At 60.5% G+C, this 16998-nt stretch carries 15 protein-coding genes; 10 read left to right on the top strand and 5 right to left on the bottom strand.

What is annotated here, in order from left to right; genetic code table 11:
• The first annotated feature begins 116 nt into the window (after positions 1–116).
• From HUV26_RS05200 to HUV26_RS05190, 3 genes are all read left to right on the top strand, one after another.
• Positions 117–386: a SemiSWEET transporter gene (locus HUV26_RS05200; protein WP_174409050.1), complete on the top strand. Its 270-nt coding sequence runs from the start codon at positions 117–119 to the stop codon at positions 384–386.
• Positions 387–794: 408 nt separating this feature from the next.
• Positions 795–1004, top strand: coding sequence for a hypothetical protein (locus tag HUV26_RS05195; protein ID WP_174409049.1), 210 nt, complete (start codon positions 795–797; stop codon positions 1002–1004).
• Between the two features lie 528 nt (positions 1005–1532).
• Positions 1533–1793 carry a hypothetical protein gene (locus HUV26_RS05190; protein WP_174409048.1) on the top strand — a complete coding sequence of 87 codons (261 nt, stop codon included), beginning with the start codon at positions 1533–1535 and terminating at the stop codon, positions 1791–1793.
• 60 nt (positions 1794–1853) lie between these two features.
• Here the strand turns inward: HUV26_RS05190 and speB are convergent, their stop codons facing one another.
• The 4 genes from speB to speA all read right to left on the bottom strand — a co-directional run bounded on the left by speB (position 1854) and on the right by speA (position 7405).
• On the bottom strand, positions 1854–2708 hold the full coding sequence (gene speB, locus HUV26_RS05185; RefSeq protein ID WP_174409047.1) for an agmatinase: 855 nt from the start codon (positions 2706–2708) through the stop codon (positions 1854–1856).
• Positions 2709–2718: 10 nt separating this feature from the next.
• The gene (gene nspC / locus HUV26_RS05180; RefSeq protein WP_174409046.1) at positions 2719–3861 is read right to left on the bottom strand and encodes a carboxynorspermidine decarboxylase; all 1143 of its coding nucleotides are present in this window, start codon (positions 3859–3861) and stop codon (positions 2719–2721) included.
• A 387-nt stretch (positions 3862–4248) separates the two neighbouring features.
• Complete coding sequence (locus tag HUV26_RS05175) at positions 4249–5448, bottom strand: saccharopine dehydrogenase family protein (protein WP_174409045.1); 1200 nt, start codon at positions 5446–5448, stop codon at positions 4249–4251.
• Positions 5449–5485: 37 nt separating this feature from the next.
• On the bottom strand, positions 5486–7405 hold the full coding sequence (speA, locus tag HUV26_RS05170) for a biosynthetic arginine decarboxylase (protein WP_174409044.1): 1920 nt from the start codon (positions 7403–7405) through the stop codon (positions 5486–5488).
• A 796-nt stretch (positions 7406–8201) separates the two neighbouring features.
• Between speA and satP the strand changes: the two genes are divergently transcribed.
• Entirely contained in the window at positions 8202–8756 is a 555-nt protein-coding gene (satP, locus tag HUV26_RS05165) for an acetate uptake transporter (RefSeq protein ID WP_174409043.1), read from the top strand.
• Positions 8757–8891: 135 nt separating this feature from the next.
• Here the strand turns inward: satP and HUV26_RS05160 are convergent, their stop codons facing one another.
• Positions 8892–10403: a leucyl aminopeptidase gene (locus HUV26_RS05160; RefSeq protein ID WP_174409042.1), complete on the bottom strand. Its 1512-nt coding sequence runs from the start codon at positions 10401–10403 to the stop codon at positions 8892–8894.
• Between the two features lie 268 nt (positions 10404–10671).
• Here HUV26_RS05160 and HUV26_RS05155 point away from each other — a divergent pair, with 268 nt between their 5' ends.
• The 6 genes from HUV26_RS05155 to era all read left to right on the top strand — a co-directional run bounded on the left by HUV26_RS05155 (position 10672) and on the right by era (position 16849).
• Entirely contained in the window at positions 10672–12012 is a 1341-nt protein-coding gene (locus HUV26_RS05155; protein ID WP_174409041.1) for a TrkH family potassium uptake protein, read from the top strand.
• A 16-nt stretch (positions 12013–12028) separates the two neighbouring features.
• The gene (locus HUV26_RS05150) at positions 12029–12682 is read left to right on the top strand and encodes a potassium channel family protein (protein ID WP_174409040.1); all 654 of its coding nucleotides are present in this window, start codon (positions 12029–12031) and stop codon (positions 12680–12682) included.
• Positions 12683–12877: 195 nt separating this feature from the next.
• The gene (locus tag HUV26_RS05145; RefSeq protein WP_174409039.1) at positions 12878–14527 is read left to right on the top strand and encodes a glycosyltransferase family 9 protein; all 1650 of its coding nucleotides are present in this window, start codon (positions 12878–12880) and stop codon (positions 14525–14527) included.
• Positions 14528–14645: 118 nt separating this feature from the next.
• The gene (locus HUV26_RS05140) at positions 14646–15251 is read left to right on the top strand and encodes a DUF8043 domain-containing protein (RefSeq protein WP_174409038.1); all 606 of its coding nucleotides are present in this window, start codon (positions 14646–14648) and stop codon (positions 15249–15251) included.
• A gap of 4 nt (positions 15252–15255) precedes the next feature.
• The gene (locus HUV26_RS05135) at positions 15256–15606 is read left to right on the top strand and encodes a hypothetical protein (RefSeq protein ID WP_174409037.1); all 351 of its coding nucleotides are present in this window, start codon (positions 15256–15258) and stop codon (positions 15604–15606) included.
• Between the two features lie 328 nt (positions 15607–15934).
• The gene (gene era / locus HUV26_RS05130; protein ID WP_174409036.1) at positions 15935–16849 is read left to right on the top strand and encodes a GTPase Era; all 915 of its coding nucleotides are present in this window, start codon (positions 15935–15937) and stop codon (positions 16847–16849) included.
• Positions 16850–16998: the final 149 nt, after the last annotated feature.

The raw sequence follows: 16998 nt of genomic DNA, 5'->3' as shown, positions 1-16998 counted from the left end.
GTTCTCTGCATCCCGTGTAGCACGAAGTGCCGCATACTTCACGCATTCTTCGCTTGCCCGGAAGAAGCTTTGGGGAGTATGGCTTGCGCACCAATCCTGTTGCGTGCGGAGGGGGCATGATTCCTGTACAGTATGTGGAGCTTGTCGGCTCGGTTGCCGGCTGCCTGACAACCCTCGCCTTCCTGCCGCAGGTGCTCAGGGTATGGCGGACCAAGTCGGTGCGCGATATCTCTCTTCTTACCTACATCGCGCTGACCTGCGGCGTGTTTCTCTGGTTTCTGTACGGTCTGGGTGTGGGGTCGTATCCCATTATCACTGCCAACGGCATAACCTTTGTCCTTTCACTGTCCATTCTGGTGATGAAACTGCGCTACGCGCGCAGATAGAGGGCGGCAGAACGGCTGCCGACCGGACCATTGCCGTATCCTGTACCCCGGTCATAGGGGGAGCCATGCAGCCCGTGTTCCTTTCAGGACGGGCGTTTAGCGGCACTGCCTGCCCTGCGCGGGCCTGTTTTCCATCCATCCGGCAACCGGAATCAATAACTCGTTCTGCCCTTACTGCCCTTACTGCCCGTATTACCCGTATCACCTGTTGTGTCGGGCAACCTTTGCGTCACCCGCCCTGCCGCCTGCCAGCCATTCTCCGTGCATTCGCGGTTCCGTCTTTGTCAGCCGCACATGGCAGGGCGGTGCAGCATGTCTGAGCACAACCCCGCAGATGTGTGTGACGGCGCATGGCAGCCCCCCGAATGCACAGAGTCGCTGCCCTGCACTGGGTGCGGGTGGTGCTGCATGAACTACCCGTGCGATCAGTCCCTGCACCGGCACGGCTATACCGACCGCTGCCCGGAACTGCGCTGGAGCGAAGAACGCCGCCGGTATCTGTGCGCTATGGCTTCCGAGGCGCAGGGCGGTGCCTATATGCGGGCGGTACAGCGTATGGGCAAGGGTTGCTGCGCCCCTTCCAGCCCGTGGCGCGAGCAGGTGCGCGAGAGGGGATAGGGGATAAGCGCAGCCTGCGACGGGCTGGCATAGCGCGGCAAACGATACGGCGAGGCAAAGGATACGGTGTGGCAAAGGATACGGTGTGGCAAAGGACACGATGAGGCAAAGGACGCGATGAGGCAAAGGACGCGATGAGGCAAAGGACACGATGAGGCAAAGGACACGATGAGGCAAAGGATACGGTGAGGCAACCGATACGGTGAGGCAACCGATACGGTGAGGCGAAGGATGCTGTGTGGCAGAAGATGCGTCTGTCCGGCTGTAACAGACGCCGCGCGGCGGGCTAATGGACGGGGCGCGCCATCGTCCACAATCTTCCGGAATCTTCCACAATCGTCCACCATCATCCGCCATTATCTGCCATCCGGCATATGCGCCTCCGTTCTCTTTTCCGCGTGTCCTCCTGTCGGTCTGCCGGGTGTTCCTCGCGGAAAAATGAGCGTTTACCCTCCCGTTCTGTATACAGACTGTTGACCTTTTGTTTACATTCTGTATTTCATGGAGCAGTCATGGGAGGAATGGAATATGTCCCGAAAGGTCAAATCCGTCCGTGTGCCGGAAGAGTTGAGCGCGCTCGACCTGTCCGGCCTAATCGCCGAGTGCGAGAAATATCTGCGGGATCTGGAATCCGCCACGCTGCTCAAGCAGCAGGGGGATAAGGAGGCGGCAGAGGCATTGCTGCGCGCACGCCAGCTTGATTTGGGCAGGAAGATAGGGATGAAGGTGTGGGAGGCGCGCAAGACATACGGCGCGGCCCGGCTTTCGCGGCTTGAGGACGAGGAATAGCAGAGCTGCATGAGCGGGAGCGGCCAGGCAATGGACGCTCCCGTTTTTTACGCGAAGTCTCTACCGCTTTGCGAACCGCTGGATGACGCCCATCATGTTGTACACAAGCTGTGCGGCGGCAAAGTCCGAGGCGTGGTCTTCCGGCATGGGGGCAAGTTCCACCACATCGCAGCCGATGACGGTATGCCCTGCCACTATCCGTTCCAGCAGGCGGATGGCCTGCCACCATTGCACGCCGCCGGGAACGGGTGTGCCCGTGGCCCGGATGACCGAAGGGTCCAGCCCGTCCACATCAAACGTTATGTAGATGCGTTGCGGAAAGCCGTCCGGGAGCAGGGCGGCGGGAATGCCGTTCAGGGCAAGGTCGCGCGCGTCCAGAAACGCCAGCTTTTTTTCCTTGCGCACGGCCACTTCTTCCGCACACAGGGCGCGCACCCCTATGGAATAGACCGGCAGGCCCAGATCCAGCGCGCGGCGCATGACGCTGGCGTGGCTGTAAGGGTTGCCCTCGTATGCATTGCGCAGATCCGCGTGGGCGTCGAACTGCACCACGCCGAAGGTACCGTGCTTTTTTTGCAGCGCACGCAGCGCCCCCAGCGTCACCGAATGTTCGCCCCCCAGCAGAACGGGAATGCCATGCTGTGCCGCATTTGCCACAGCCGCTTCGATGTTTTCCATCACCTGTTCCGCCGTTCCGGAGCAATCCACCGCCGGATGAGTGCAGATGCCCAGTTCCGAAGGGTTGGAAATGCCGTCCCATACCTCAAGTTGATCCGAGGCGTTCAGGATGGCCTGCGGTCCGTTGGCAGTGCCGCCGCCGTAGGAGACAGAGGCCTCGTAGGGGGCCGGGATGACGTGGAAGAGACTTTTTTCCGGTGCTATTTCAGGGAGTTCCGAGGCGAGAAAGCGGTTCATGGTGTTCTCCTCACGAGAGCCTGTTGCGAAAATCCTCATACCCGAAGCGGCGGATCACTTCCAGTTCGTCTTTTTCCGAATGATAGCGCGCAATGGCGGGAAGCTGCAATCCGTTGAAGGTGTTTGTCTTGACCATGGAATAGATGGCCATGTCGGTGAAGACAACCTTGTCGCCTGCCTGTAGCGGCGTATCGAACGAATACTCGCCGATGACATCGCCCGCAAGGCAGGATTTGCCCGCAAAGCGGTAGCTGTGGGCCTTTTCGTCGCGCTGGCCGGAGCCGATGACAAAGGGCCTGTAGGGCATCTCCAGCACGTCCGGCATGTGGCAGGCGGCAGAGGCATCCAGAATGGCCACGGGTATGTCCGCCTGCACTATGTCCAGCACCGTGGCCACAAGGTAGCCCGCCTGCAGTGCCACGGCTTCGCCGGGTTCCAGATACACCTGCACGTTGTACCGCTGCTGCGCGCGCTCTATGCAGCGGCACAGGCGGTCAATGTCGTAATCTTCACGGGTGATATGGTGCCCGCCGCCAAAGTTCAGCCAGCGCATGCCGTGCAGAAATTCCCCGAACTGTTCTTCCACCGCTGCCAGAGTGCGGTCCAGCGCATCGGCATTCTGTTCGCACAGGGTATGGAAGTGCAGGCCGCTGACGCTCTGCAGTTGTTCGGGCAGGAAGTGCTCGCGCCGTATGCCCAGCCGTGAGCCGGGAGCACAGGGGTCGTATATGGGCACCGCGCCTTCCGAATGCTGCGGGTTGACGCGCAGGCCAATCTCTATCTGCCTGCCGCATGCCTGCACCACGGGGCGGAACCGCGTAAGCTGCGCAAAGGAATTGAATACGATGTGGTCTGCCAGCGTGACCAGTTCGCGCATGTCGTCATCGGAATAGGCAGCCGCAAAGGCGTGTACCTCGCCGCCAAACTCCTCGCGTCCCAGCCGTGCCTCGTGCGGGGAGCTGGCGCAGGTGCCGCGCAGCACCGTGTTCAGTACACGAAACGTGCTGAAGGTGGCAAAGCCCTTCAGGGCTAGCAGTATCTTCGCGCCCGTGCGCTGCTGAATGGTATCAAGTATGCGCACGTTCCGTTCCAGCAGGGCCTCGTCCACGATGAAGCAGGGCGAGGGCAGTTGAGCAAGATTGGGGAGTTTCATGATGTTTTGCGGAGTAAGAGTTTTTGTGGGTGGCAGGCATCGCCAGCCTTTGGCGGACAGGGCTTTGCCCTGTACCCGGCTTGGGCCGAATCGATACACTTCGCTTGAGTTCCTGCACCCGTGTAAGCAACGAAGTTTTGTTATCAGGTGCAGTTTTCGTCTTACTGGATTCGAAAGGAAGGGAGTAACAAGGCCGTTCTTCGCGTTATCCCCAGTCATCCCTTCCAAACGCGGATGCTGCGTTTGTACGTAGAAGGGTTTCCAAAGGGCCGGTTGGCCCTTAGGCCCGCGGAGCGAAAAAAAACGAAAAAAAGCGCCGCAGGCAAAACCGCCTCATCTCCAGAAAATAGTAAAAAAGGGGGCCGGAGACCGGCCCCCGATGTGGGATTACTGCTTGTCCAGATCCACAACCACCCACGGCAGGCCGTGAATGTTGAGCTTGTCCATGAACGGGTCGGGGTCAAGCTGTTCCATATTGAACACGCCCTCTCCCTTCCATGCGCCGGTAACCATCATCATGGCACCTATCATGGCGGGCACACCGGTGGTGTAGGAAATGGCCTGCGACTCCACTTCCTCGTAGCAGGCTTCGTGGTCGCAGATGTTGTAGATGAAGTAGTTCTTCACCTCACCGTTCTTCACGCCCTTCATCTTGCAGCCGATGCAGGTGCGGCCCTTGGTGCGTCCGCCCAGCGAGGCGGGTTCGGGCAGCACGCTCTTGAGGAACTGAAGGGGCACGATCTGCTGTCCGTTATGGTCCACCGGCTCTATGCTGGTCATACCCACGTTTTCCAGCACGCGCAGGTGATTGAGGTAGTTGTCGGAGAAGGTCATCCAGAACCGCGCGCGCCTGAGTCCCTTGATGTTGATGGCAAGGGATTCCAGTTCCTCGTGGTACATGAGGAAGCACTTCTTGGGGCCTATGCCCTCCGGGAAGTTGTACATCATGGACCAGCTTAAGGGGTCGGTTTCCAGCCATTCGCCGCGATCCCAGTAACGGCCGCGGGCCGTAACTTCCCGGATGTTTATTTCCGGGTTGAAGTTGGTGGCAAAGGGGTGGCCGTGGTCGCCCGCGTTGCAGTCTATGATGTCCAGTTCGTGCATTTCGTCGAACAGGTGTTTCATGGCATAGGCGCAGAACACGTTGGTCACGCCGGGGTCGAACCCGGAGCCGAGCAGGGCCATGAGTCCTGCGTCTTTGAAGCGGTTCTGATAGGCCCACTGCCATTTGTATTCGAACTTGGCTTCATCCAGCGGTTCGTAGTTGGCGGTATCCAGATAGGGCACGCCGGTTTCAAGGCAGGCGTCCATGATGGTCAGGTCCTGATAGGGCAGGGCCAGATTGACCACAATGTCGGGCTTGTGGGCACGTATGAGCGCCACAAGTTCGGGAACGTTGTCCGCATCCACCTTGGCGGTGGTGATGGTGCGCCCGGTTTTGCGCTTCACGGAAGCGGCGATGGCATCGCACTTGGACAGGGTGCGGGATGCGAGCACGATGTCGGTGAACACTTCGGGCGCCTGCGCGCATTTGTGAGTGCATACGCCGCCCACGCCGCCTGCGCCGATGATCAGTACTTTGGCCATTGGCTGTCTCCTTCGGGGCGCATTTCGCCCCTGACGCTTAGCTTTCGAAATAAGTGTATCCGCGCAGGCCCAGTTCGTAGGCTTGCAGGATGCTGAACCGTTCCGCAGGGGTTATGCGTCCGGCGCGCACGGCCTGTTCCGCAAGGGCGCGCAGGTCTTCCATGATGCGGCGCGGTTCGTACTCCACGTATTCCAGCAGTTCCGCCACGGTGTCGCCCTGAATTTCGCGCACGAATTCATAGGTGCCGTCCGGGTAGACGCGCACGCTCACCACGTTTGTATCGCCGAACAGGTTGTGCAGGTCGCCCAGCGTTTCCTGATAGGCTCCCACAAGAAACGCGCCGAGGTAGTATTCGTCGCCGTTGTTCATGGGGTGCAGGTCCAACACGCGCTTTTTGCCCTGCGGGTCGATGAACTGGTCAATCTTGCCGTCGGAATCGCAGGTTATGTCGCTGATGATGGCCTGCCGCGAAGGCACCTCGTTGAGCCGGTGCACGGGCATGATGGGGAACAGCTGGTCAATGGCCCACGCGTCCGGCAGGGACTGGAAGACGCTGAAGTTGGCGTAGTAGATGTCCGCAAGGGCGACATCGATTTCTTCCATATCCTTGGGGATGTGCTTGAGCTGGTCCTTGAGCGCGGCAACGCCCTTGATGATGCCCCAGAAGAGGTTGTCGCCAAGGGTGCGCTGGCGCAGGGTGACGCGGCCGTCCAGGAACATGCGCCGGGTTTCGTCACGGTAATACAGGGCGTCGTTGTAGCATTCCTGCACGTTGCGCAGGGAAAGGCTGCGGTACGCTTCGAAGAGGTTCTTCACCGGCTCGGGCAGGTCGGCGGGCATTTCATCGGGAATGCGTCCGTCCTCCACGGTGGAGACGTCCAGAATGTTGAAGAGCAGCGCGGAGTAGTAGGCCACTGTGGCGCGGCCCGACTCCGTAATGATGTGCGGGTGGGCCATGCCGCGCGCGTCCAGCGTGGCCATGACCGCTTCCACTATGTCGGTGCAGTATTCATCCAGCGTGTAGTTGCGGCTGGAGATGAAGTTGGTGTGCGAGCCGTCGTAGTCTACGGCAAGGCCGCCGCCAAGGTCTATGTAGCCCATGGCTGCGCCTTCCGCCACGAGTTCGGCGTACACGCGCGAGGCTTCCTGCACGGCACCCCGGATGTCGCGGATGTTGGGAATCTGCGAACCGAGGTGATAATGCAGAAGTTTCAGGCAGTGCAGCTTGTCCATGGAACGCAGGGTATCCACCACGTCCATGATCTGCGAGAGCGACAGCCCGAAGGATGAGCGTTCGCCGCCCGATTCCGCCCAGTGCCCGCCGCCCTTTGCGGCCAGTTTGACGCGGACGCCGATTCTGGGGTCCACGCCCATGAGGCGGGCGCGTTCGAAGATGCTGTCCAGCTCCCACGGCATTTCCAGAACGAAAATGCAGTTGAAGCCCATGCGCATGGCGTGCAGGCCAAGGTCTATGAATTCCTCGTCCTTGTAGCCGTTGCACACCAGGCATGCCTCGTAGTCGCGCATCTGGGAGACGGCGGCGATAAGCTCTGCCTTGCTGCCCACTTCCAGGCCGTGGTGGTAGCGCGAGCCGAAGTTTGCGATTTCTTCCAGCACCTGTTGCTGCTGGTTGACTTTGATGGGAAAGACTCCGCGGTATTGGCCCTTGAAGCCCAGAGCGGCTATGGCTTTGCGGAAGGACTCGTGCAGGGTGGATATCTGCGAGTCGAGGATGTTTTCTATGCGGAGAAGAACGGGCAGAGTGAGCCCGCGTTCCTTGAGACCCCGGATGAGTTCCGGGATGCTGACGGCTATATTGCTGCCGCTCCCGAAGGGATGCACGGCAACATCCCCTTCCGAGGTAACGTCGAAGTATCCGGCACCCCAGTTACGGATGCCGTACAGTTCAGCGGAGTCTTCGACACTCCACTGCGTGAGGGCTTTCTTCTTTGCCAACTGTCGGACCTCATACAAACCCCAATTAAGGTGAACGCACAGGAATGCCGCGCATGGGCATTCTACCGTATCCGCTGCCGCGGTTGTGCAGTGGGCGAAAGTGCCACTCCGCAAAGCCGGGGGGATCATTTAGAGGCAGGGGGGGCGCGCTGTCAATACTCTGTTTTCTTCTGCCCGGCGACATTTTGAAGGCAGCTTAAAAAGATGTTGTATGACAGTGCATTATCCCTTGCTCTGCATGGAGAAATTAATGGCCGTGTTTGTGTCGGCGGACCCGTTTCCGGGGCTAGGGTGTTCATTGCGTGCCTGCGGGGGCACTTTGTTTTGTTGCCTTGAACTGTTGTGGGCAAACCATACCATATTCCGGGCCGGAGCGACAGGGCATGACGGGTTTTTTATGCGGGTGGGGGTATAATGCATTGCGCCGCGCATGTGCTGCGCGCCGGGGCGGCGGGGAGGGGCGCAGGTGGGGTATCCCGTATATGCCCGGTGATCTTTGCCCCTGCCGAGCGGGGCAGGCGGTGAAAGGCAGGCCATAGCAAGGGAGTAACGAGGCGTGCGAGATGTGGACGAAACATGGACGAGAAGTGGACGAGAAGTGGACGAGATGAGAGCGAAGCTGGGGTAGGCATGGAGAGGCAGGAATGTGGTGACGTGAGCACTCGCAACCGTCTTGCCTTTTTCATGCGAATGCTCTAGCTGGTTGAGCGAACAGTAGTCTGGGCAGGACTGCCCGTTGCATACGCGCGGGTTTTACATTCATCAGGACAGAAAGCACTGGAGCAGAGAGGAGTACATGGAACAGAAGCTTGCAAACCCCGCCCCGCTGGGCCTTATGGGGTTCGGGATGACCACGGTGTTGCTGAACATCCACAATGCGGGATTTTTTCCCATCAGCGCCATGGTGTTGGCCATGGGAATTTTTTACGGCGGCATGGCCCAGATAGTGGCCGGCATCATGGAGTTTAAGAAGGGGAACACCTTCGGGCTGACGGCCTTTACCTCCTACGGATTTTTCTGGCTCACGCTGGTGGGCCTGCTGGTCATGCCCAAGCTGGGCTGGACCGAAGCCACCCCCCATGCCTACATGGGCTGGTATCTGGTTATGTGGGGTATCTTCACCCTGTTCATGTTCCTGGGCACGCTGAAGAGCAACACTGTGCTCAAGTTCATCTTCCTTTCCCTGACGGTGCTCTTTTTCCTGCTGGCCGCGCGTGATTTCACGGGCAGCGAGCTGATAGGCACCATTGCCGGGTATGAAGGCATTATCTGTGGGGCATCCGCCATTTATCTCGCCATGGCAGACGTGCTGAACGAGGTATACGGCAGGAAGGTGCTGCCCATAGGCTAGGTTTTTTCCTTCCGGCGCAGATGCACCGGAGCCGGAGCAGAAAAAGAAAGGCCGGAGTCGCGCGACTCCGGCCTATTTTGTTGGTCGGTGGCTGTGGGCGTTTTACGCACCGGGTGCGCGCCGGTTATGCCTTGGCTATGCCCCGGTTATGCCGTTGCGCACAATTTCCAGCATGGTGCGGACGCCGAAGCCTGTGCCGCCGGGGACGGACAGGGGCGATTTTTTGGATTTGTAGGCAGGGCCTGCAATATCCAGATGTGCCCAGCGCACGCCTTCGCCTATGAACTGTTTGAGGAACAGGGCGGCATTGATGGCTCCGCCTTCGCGCCCGCCCACGTTCATCATGTCCGCCACTTCGGACTTGAGCGGTTCGAAATAGAGATCCCACAGGGGCAGGGGCCAGAAGCGGTCGCCCACGCGTTCCCCCGTTTCCGTGACCTGCCGGGAAAGGGCGTCATCCGTGGCAAACACGGCGGCGACATCCGTTCCCAGCGCCACAACGCAGGCTCCGGTGAGGGTGGCAAGGTCTATGATGGCGGCGGGGGTGTATTCCTGCTGCGCCCATGTAAGGGCATCGCAGAGAATGAGGCGGCCTTCCGCATCGGTATTGATGATTTCCACGGTCTTGCCGGAAAGGGTTTTTACCACATCGCCGGGGCGGGTGGCGCGACCGTCGGGCATGTTTTCCGTGCAGGGTGCTATGCCCACCACGCGGCGGGGAATGTCTGAATTGCCCAGAGCCTCGAACAGGCCCAGAACCGCTGCCGCGCCTGCCATGTCGCTTTTCATTTCGTGCATGGACGCGCTGGGCTTGATGGAGATGCCGCCGGTATCGAAGGTGACACCCTTGCCCACGAACACGATGGGGGCATCGTTTTCCGTGCCCTTGAGGGCGTGTTCCAGCACCAGCATTTTTGCCTGCTCCTCGGCTCCCTTGAACACGGACTCGAAGGCTCCCATGCCCATGGCGGCAAGTTCGGGGGCTTCGAGCACGCGCACGGAAAATCCGTAGGTGCGGCCCAGTGCCCGCGCCTTGTCCGCAAGGTGGGCGGGGGTGACGATGTTTGCGGGACCGTTGACAAGGGTGCGGGCGGCGGTCACGCCTTTGGCGGCGGCTTCGCCGCGCCGTGCGGCAGCGTGAATGTCGTCCGGGAAGACCTCTGCCGTGGAGAGCAGGGCTGCCCAGCGCGGGGAAAAGGCCGGTTCTTCCTGCGTGGTCTTGAGCGCATCGTAGGTGTAGAGCGAAAGCAGCATGGAGAGCACCGCTTCTTCGACAAGCACGGTGTCTTCCGCATCCATGTCGCTGAAGGTTTCCAGCGGGATGGCGCAGGTTTCCACCTTCAGTTCACGGCATTTCTGCATGGCGGTTGCCACGGCACCGCGCAGGGTTTCCAGCGTGAACTTGGAGCGGTCGCCCAGACCCACGGCGATGCAGCGGGGCAGGGGGATATCCGGATGGCCGTACATGACCACCACCTGATTCTTGTCGCCCCTGAAGTCGAGGTGCGCGGGGGTGATGGTTATCCACGGTGCGGCATCTGTCAGTGCGGGGATGCGTTCCAGCAGCGGCTCGTTTTTGAAGCCGAAGACAATAGCGGTGTTGGCGCGCCAGTCGGACGCGGGGCCTTTCTGAAAACGGATGTCCATGTGCAGCCTCCGAATATGGATACCGGGTGCGTACCCGGCATGTGTCTGTGCAGGTTGTGGGAACGGGCCGGCTCTACGCAGGTCCGGCTCAGATCAGACCAAGGCCGGACACGGTTCGGACACGGGCCCGATGCAGACCGGACACGGGCCGGGCGCAGCCCGGGCCGCAGGGCAAATTTCTCCGGGACTATAGGCATTGCGCGGAGCGGAGTCCAGCATGATTCGGCTGCTCTTGCCCCGCAGGCACATTAGGCGTATGTGTTCCGCCATGCGAGGAAAATCCGTATTGCCCTTCTTTCTGCCGGTGGGCACCTTCATACTGGCGATTCTTGCAGGCACCGTTCTCCTGCGTGCCACAGCCATTCTGCCCCATGGCCTGCCGTGGACGGACGCCCTGTTCATGGCCACGTCTGCCGTATGCGTGACGGGACTGGTTACGGTGGACACGGGCACAGCCTTCAGCCCGGAAGGGCATTGGGTGCTCATGGGGTTGTTTCAACTGGGAGGGCTGGGCCTGATGACCTATACCAGCCTTGTCTTTTATCTGTGGCGGCGCCGGGTTTCGCTCACCGACCGTCTTGCCGTGGGGCAGGCTCTGCTGCAGGACCCCTCCTTTCATCTGGGCAGGTTCCTCATCCGCGTGGTGCGGACGGTGCTTGTCATTGAACTGGCGGGCGCGGCACTTATCTATGCTCTTGCACCTGAAGGGATGGGGTTGTTCGGGGCACTGTTCCATGCTGTTTCCGCCTTCTGCAACGCGGGCTTTTCGCTCTTTCCGGACAGCCTCATGCAGTGGCAGGGGGCCGTGGGCATGAACATTGTGTTCATGCTGCTCATCACCTTCGGCGGGGTGGGCTTTGCGGTGCTTGACGAATGCCTGCTTCTGGCGCGCGGGGTGCGCTTTGGAAGGCGCGGTCTCAGCTACCCCTCGCGCGTGGTGCTGGGGACATCTGCCCTGTTTACCTTTGGCGGCGCGGTGTTGATATTTGGTTCGGAGATGGTCGGGGGCACGCAGGGGCACTCTGTGGCAGACACGGCCCTTGGGGCGCTGTTCCAGTCGGTTTCGTGCCGTACGGCGGGATTCAACACGCTGGATATCGGCAACATGACCAATGTTTCGCTGCTCATCATGATGCTGCTCATGTTTGTGGGCGGTTCACCCGGTTCCTGTGCGGGCGGCATAAAGACAACGACGGTGCGTGTGCTGTGGGCCTTTATGCTGGCCCAGTTCAGGGGACGGGGGCAGACGGTGGTGGCCGGGCGGGCCGTGCCTGCGGAGAACCTGAAGAAGGCGTTTGCGCTTTTTTTCTGCGCCTCGTGCGCGGTGTTGCTGGCTGTGCTGTTCCTTTCCGTTTCAGAGGGGGGGAACCTGCCGCACCGGGAGGTGCGGGGGCAGTTGGCGGACTATTTGTTCGAGGCCATTTCAGCCTTTGGCACTGTGGGACTGAGCACGGGGATAACCCCTGATTTGTCGCCGCCGGGCAAGATATGCCTTGCCGTGCTTATGTTTGTGGGGCGCATAGGCCCCATATGGCTGCTGACGCTCTTGCAGCACATGCAGACGGAAACCCGTTACCGCTGGCCGGAAGGCGACATGCCCGTGGGCTAGCGGCGCAGGAAATGCCATGAAAAAGAAAATGGAAGTAGGCGTGATAGGGCTTGGCAAGTTTGGCCTGCCGCTGGCGATTGCCCTTGAGGAGCGGGGACACTCGGTGGTGGGGGTGGACGGCAGCGAGAACAGGGTGCGGCAGGCGCAGAGCCTGCTGGCGCATGTGTACATTGCCGATGCCAAGGACAGTGCCGTGTTGCGGCAGCTGCGTTTTCAGGATCTGGATCTTGTGGTGGTGAGTGTGGGGTCTTCTATGGAGGCTTCCATTCTCATTGTGTTCAATCTGCTGGAGATGGGAGTGCGCAAGCTGGCTGTTAAGGCCATTACTCCGGAGCATAAAAAGATACTCACCCGGCTGGGGGTGGAAAATGTCATTCAGCCGGAGCATGACGCCGCCCTGACGCTGGCGCACCGCATCGCCAATCCCGGCATGCTGGACATGCTGCAACTGGGCGGCGGGGTGCTGTTGCAGGAACTGGAAGTGAACAACTGGGCGGGCCAATCGCTCATGGAACTGCAACTGACGGCACAGGGCATAATGGTGGTGGCTATCCGGCCCAAGGGTGAGCAGGATTATTCCTTTGTGCCTGCGGCGGACAGGGTGCTGCTGCAGGGGGATACCCTTGCCGCCATAGGCAAGGAGGCCGATATCCTGCGGCTGGTATCGTAAGGTGCGTTGTCTCTTTTCTGTTGCGGCCCGGCACCGGCTGCCCCGTTTTTCCGGCCCGGACGCTCTCCGGGCCTTGTTGCCTCTGCCGGAACGGCCTGCTGCGGGCGTTGTCTTTTGCGGACGTTGCCTGCGGCGCGGCTTTTTGTCATTGTCTCCGGGAGAAGGGCAACCTGTTACCGCATGATGCGGGGTCCCATGAATACGCTGCTCGTGAACCTGACCCGATTCGGCGACCTGCTGCAGACGCAGCCGGTGATTTCCGGCTTTGCGCGCACCGGGCGCAGGGTGGGGCTGGTCTGTCTGGATAATTTTGCCCCGGCCACGGACCTGCTGCGTGATGTGGACGCCGTATACCCGCTCGCGGGGGGCGGGCTGCTGGCGGCACTGGATGCCGACTGGCGCGGTGCACTGGGCAGGTTATGGCGGTGGAGCGGGGAAGCCGCCGCCTTTGAAGCGGACGAGGTGCTGAACCTGACCGCCACCCTCAGTGTGCGCCTGCTGGCGTCGCACCTGGTTTTGCACCGGGCATTGCCTGCCGGGGAGACGGAGGGACCGGGAGCGAACCGGGCCGTGCTGCGCGGGTTCGGGCTGGACGCTTACGGGTTCGGGATGAACAGCGACCCGTGGAGCACGTTTTTGCAGGCATCCACCCGGCTGCGTGGGTGCAGCCCGTTCAATCTGGTGGACCTGTATTGGAAGGCGGCGGGGCTGGATGGTCTGCCCGGTGCGGGGGAGCGCGTTTTTTGCCTGCGGACACCGCAGCCCGGACACACGGAAGCGGCGGATGCCCTGCTTGCCACGGCACCCGGCGGGGCGGAGATTCAGGGGTTTGTGGCCCTGCAACTGGGAGCCAGCGAAGACCGCCGCCGTTGGCCCGTGGCGCATTTTGCCGCGCTGGGCGATATGCTGTGGCGCAGCCGCCGCCTGCTGCCCGTATTGCTGGGGGCAGGGAGCGAGGCGCATCTGGGCGAACGCTACGCCGCGTCTGCAACGGAACCGCACCTGAGCCTCATAGGCAGGACAGAGCTGCCCGTGCTGGCTGCCGTTCTCAGGCGTATGCGGCTGCTGGCGAGCAACGACACCGGGACCATGCACCTTGCCGCAGGGCTGGGTGTGCCTGTGCTGGCGGTGTTTCTTGCCACCGCGCAGCCGTGGGACACGGGGCCGTATCTGGAAGGCAGTTGCAGCCTTGAGCCGGCTATGGACTGTCATCCGTGCCCGTTCGGCAAGCCGTGCCCGTATGAGCACGCCTGCCGCTCCCGCGTTTCTGCGCAGACAGTGTTTTCGCTTGCGGACGCGTGGCTTGAGCAGGGCGCATGGCGCGACCCCGGCACGGGCGAGGCGCGGGTGTGGGTGGCACGGCGTGGGACGGACGGCGGCATGGACCTTGCCTCCCTTTCCGGGCACGAGGAGACGGACCGCACACAGTGGGTGCGCCTGCAGCGGCATTTTTACAGTCAATTTCTTGACCGTCCATCGGCCTCGCTGGCGCGGGGCGATACGCCGGTGCGCGCCATTGTGCCGCCGATGCGCCCCTGCGGCCTTTCTGCACAGGCGGGGGAAACGGTGCGGCGGGAAATTTTGCAGGCATCGCAACTGCTGCACCTGCTGGCCGAACAGGGCAAGCTGCTGGCAGCACGGCCCACGGACATGGCCAAGCAGCGGTTTTTGGGCACGTGGCAACGGTTGCAGACCCTATGGGACAACAGCGCGTATTTTAATGTGCTGGGGTATCTGTGGATGTGCGAATCGCAGGAAGCCGGGGGCGATTTGCCTGCCATGCTCGCGCTGGCGCAGCAGTATGCCGTGCTTATGGCGGCATGGGCGCAGGGGGCGGAAGCCTGATGCCCGTGCGCAGGCGCACGGCGTTTTCTCCTGATGTTCCTTTTGTGGCATGAATATTGAATATTCATCGGCAAACCGGAAAATTCTGGCCCGCTCGGGCAGTATCAGGAGGGAAGCTATGATTGTTATTGATGGTCAGCACAGTGATATGCAGGTTGCCAGCTTTGCGAACCTGGAAGAGATTCTTGTGAAGGTGATGGAGAACGGAACGATGGAAAACCGCATCGTTACCGATGTGTTGGTGAACAACGAGCCGTTCTCGGAAATTTATCCCCATCAGGCCGAAGACATTGAAGCCTCTGAGATTTCCTCGCTGGAAATCATCAGCGTTCCCGTTGGGGAAATGGCCATGAGCATAACCCGTGAGCTGTACAAGGTGGTGCAGATTATGGGTGACGGCGCGCGCCATGTGGCGGACCTGTTCCGTCAGGCAGACGACACCGAAGCTCTGGAAATGTATCAGGATCTCTTGCAGGTTGTGCGTGACTTCCTGGGTATGATCGGTGTGCTGCGCAGCGAGTTTACGCTGAAGGACCATGCCGCCTTTAACAGCGGGGTGGAAGAAATTTCCGATCTGTTCGGTGAAATGACCGAGGTGATGGAAAATGAGGACTGGATTCTGCTGGCGGACCTGCTGGAATATGAATTCGTTCCTGCCACCGATCGCTGGAAGAACGTTATTCACCTGCTGCGCGAAGATATCCGCAAGGTGAACAAGGGGTAATATCATGGCCGACAGCCTTTCACTGCTTGATCAGGCCCTGTCCCTTGGCGAACAGGAACTGCACGCACTTGCTGCGGGGGATGTGGATTTTGCCGATGAAAACGCCCAGCGGCGCAGCGGCCTTATATCCATGGCGTGGGAAAAGCGTGAAGGCGTGGCGCTGGACGCCCTGCAGGACAAGCTGCTCAAGCTGCAATCCATGCAGGGGCTGCTTACGGAAGAAGCCAGAAAGCTCCATGCCTCGCTCAAGAGCGAGCTTCAGAAAACCAAAAAGCATTCGGCCCGCCTTCAGGGGTACCGGCAGGCGGTGCGGGGCGATGGCCTGCACAGCCAGTTCGTGAGCAAACAAGGATAGTTTCTCCTCCGGAATAGTTGCATGGCACAGCCGGGAATGCAGGACGCATTCCCGGCTTTTCGTATATTATGATGGCGGCCAGCTTGACTTTCCGGTATGTCATGTGAAACATGCGCGTTCCGGTATGCTGCGGCACGATCTGCCGAGACAAAAATGGTTGCAGTAAGCCGCCATGCACCGTGGCGGGCTGTTCCGCCAGTGTGCCTACGCCGTTTCCGGGCCGTACCCGGACGTATGAGGGGACGCACCCCGATTTGCACCCGGCAGGCGGGTATTCCGCCCCGGAGCACACATTCCCATGCTATTTCCGATGAGGAGACCATATACAATGAGCGAAACAGAACACCGTTGCGGATGGGTGGCCATGATGGGCCCGCCCAATGCGGGCAAATCTACGCTGCTGAACGCCTTTTTGGGGCAGAAGGTGGCCATAGTGACCCCCAAGCCGCAGACCACCCGGCACCAGATAAGCGGCATTCTTTCCCGGCCGGACAGCCAGATAATCTTCATGGACACCCCGGGGATTCACCAGCTGCGCGGCAAGATGAACAAGTTGCTGCTGCAGACCGCATGGCAGGCCATGAGCGGGGCGGACGTGGTGATGGTGGTGCTGGATTCTGACCTGTACATCCGCAAGCCGGACTTTTTTGACAACGACATTGAGCCGCTGAGCGAAGCCATTCTGAACGAGACGCGTCCCGTTGCAGTGGTGGTGAACAAGGTGGACCTGTTCCGGGACAAGGCCAAGATGCTTCCGCTGCTGGAACGGCTGAGCAAGCTGTGGCCCAATGCGGAGGTGTTTCCCGTTTCCGCCAAGAACGCGGACGGACTGACTGCCGTGCTGCAATTCATACAAAGCAGGCTGCCCGTAAGCCCGCCCCTGTATCCTGCCGATCAGCTTTCTACCATGCCGCTGCGCTTTATGGCTGCGGAAGTGGTGCGCGAGAAGCTCTTCCTCGACCTGCGGCAGGAGTTGCCGTATTATACGGCCGTGGAGATTGAAAAGTGGGAGGACACGGGCGACCGCATTATTGTGAACGCCATTATTTACGTTGCCCGCAAGACGCACAAGGCCATGGTTATAGGCAAGGGCGGACAGAACCTGAAGAGTGTGGGCACGGCTGCCCGCAAGGAGCTGCAGGAGATGACCGGCAAGAAGGTGCACCTGGAACTGTGGGTGAAGATTCGCGAAGGGTGGACCGAGGATATTGGCTTTTTGCGCATGCTCGGGCTGTCCTCATAGCAACAGTCGTAAGGGGCGGCCGAAAGCCGCCCTTTTTTTCAGGCTTGCCCCGGTTTTCCTGCCGGGCCTGATGAAGACTGCTCCAGACGAAGACTGCTCTGGATAAAGCCTGCTCTGGATAAAGCCTGCTCCGGATAAATACTGCTCTA

The organism is Desulfovibrio psychrotolerans (assembly GCF_013340305.1).
Lineage (GTDB): Bacteria > Desulfobacterota > Desulfovibrionia > Desulfovibrionales > Desulfovibrionaceae > Halodesulfovibrio > Halodesulfovibrio psychrotolerans.
Note: the sequence above shows the minus strand (reverse complement) of the source record. Positions and strands in the feature narration are given on the sequence as shown.

Excerpts from the sequence above, each read along its gene's own strand:
- HUV26_RS05200 (WP_174409050.1), top strand. The coding sequence starts at position 117 with ATGATTCCTGTACAGTATGTGGAGCTTGTCGGCTCGGTTGCCGGCTGC.
- HUV26_RS05195 (WP_174409049.1), top strand. The coding sequence starts at position 795 with ATGAACTACCCGTGCGATCAGTCCCTGCACCGGCACGGCTATACCGAC.
- HUV26_RS05190 (WP_174409048.1), top strand. The coding sequence starts at position 1,533 with ATGTCCCGAAAGGTCAAATCCGTCCGTGTGCCGGAAGAGTTGAGCGCG.
- speB (WP_174409047.1), bottom strand. The coding sequence starts at position 2,708 with ATGAACCGCTTTCTCGCCTCGGAACTCCCTGAAATAGCACCGGAAAAA.
- nspC (WP_174409046.1), bottom strand. The coding sequence starts at position 3,861 with ATGAAACTCCCCAATCTTGCTCAACTGCCCTCGCCCTGCTTCATCGTG.
- HUV26_RS05175 (WP_174409045.1), bottom strand. The coding sequence starts at position 5,448 with ATGGCCAAAGTACTGATCATCGGCGCAGGCGGCGTGGGCGGCGTATGC.
- satP (WP_174409043.1), top strand. The coding sequence starts at position 8,202 with ATGGAACAGAAGCTTGCAAACCCCGCCCCGCTGGGCCTTATGGGGTTC.
- HUV26_RS05160 (WP_174409042.1), bottom strand. The coding sequence starts at position 10,403 with ATGGACATCCGTTTTCAGAAAGGCCCCGCGTCCGACTGGCGCGCCAAC.
- HUV26_RS05155 (WP_174409041.1), top strand. The coding sequence starts at position 10,672 with ATGCGAGGAAAATCCGTATTGCCCTTCTTTCTGCCGGTGGGCACCTTC.
- HUV26_RS05150 (WP_174409040.1), top strand. The coding sequence starts at position 12,029 with ATGAAAAAGAAAATGGAAGTAGGCGTGATAGGGCTTGGCAAGTTTGGC.
- HUV26_RS05145 (WP_174409039.1), top strand. The coding sequence starts at position 12,878 with ATGAATACGCTGCTCGTGAACCTGACCCGATTCGGCGACCTGCTGCAG.
- HUV26_RS05140 (WP_174409038.1), top strand. The coding sequence starts at position 14,646 with ATGATTGTTATTGATGGTCAGCACAGTGATATGCAGGTTGCCAGCTTT.
- HUV26_RS05135 (WP_174409037.1), top strand. The coding sequence starts at position 15,256 with ATGGCCGACAGCCTTTCACTGCTTGATCAGGCCCTGTCCCTTGGCGAA.
- era (WP_174409036.1), top strand. The coding sequence starts at position 15,935 with ATGAGCGAAACAGAACACCGTTGCGGATGGGTGGCCATGATGGGCCCG.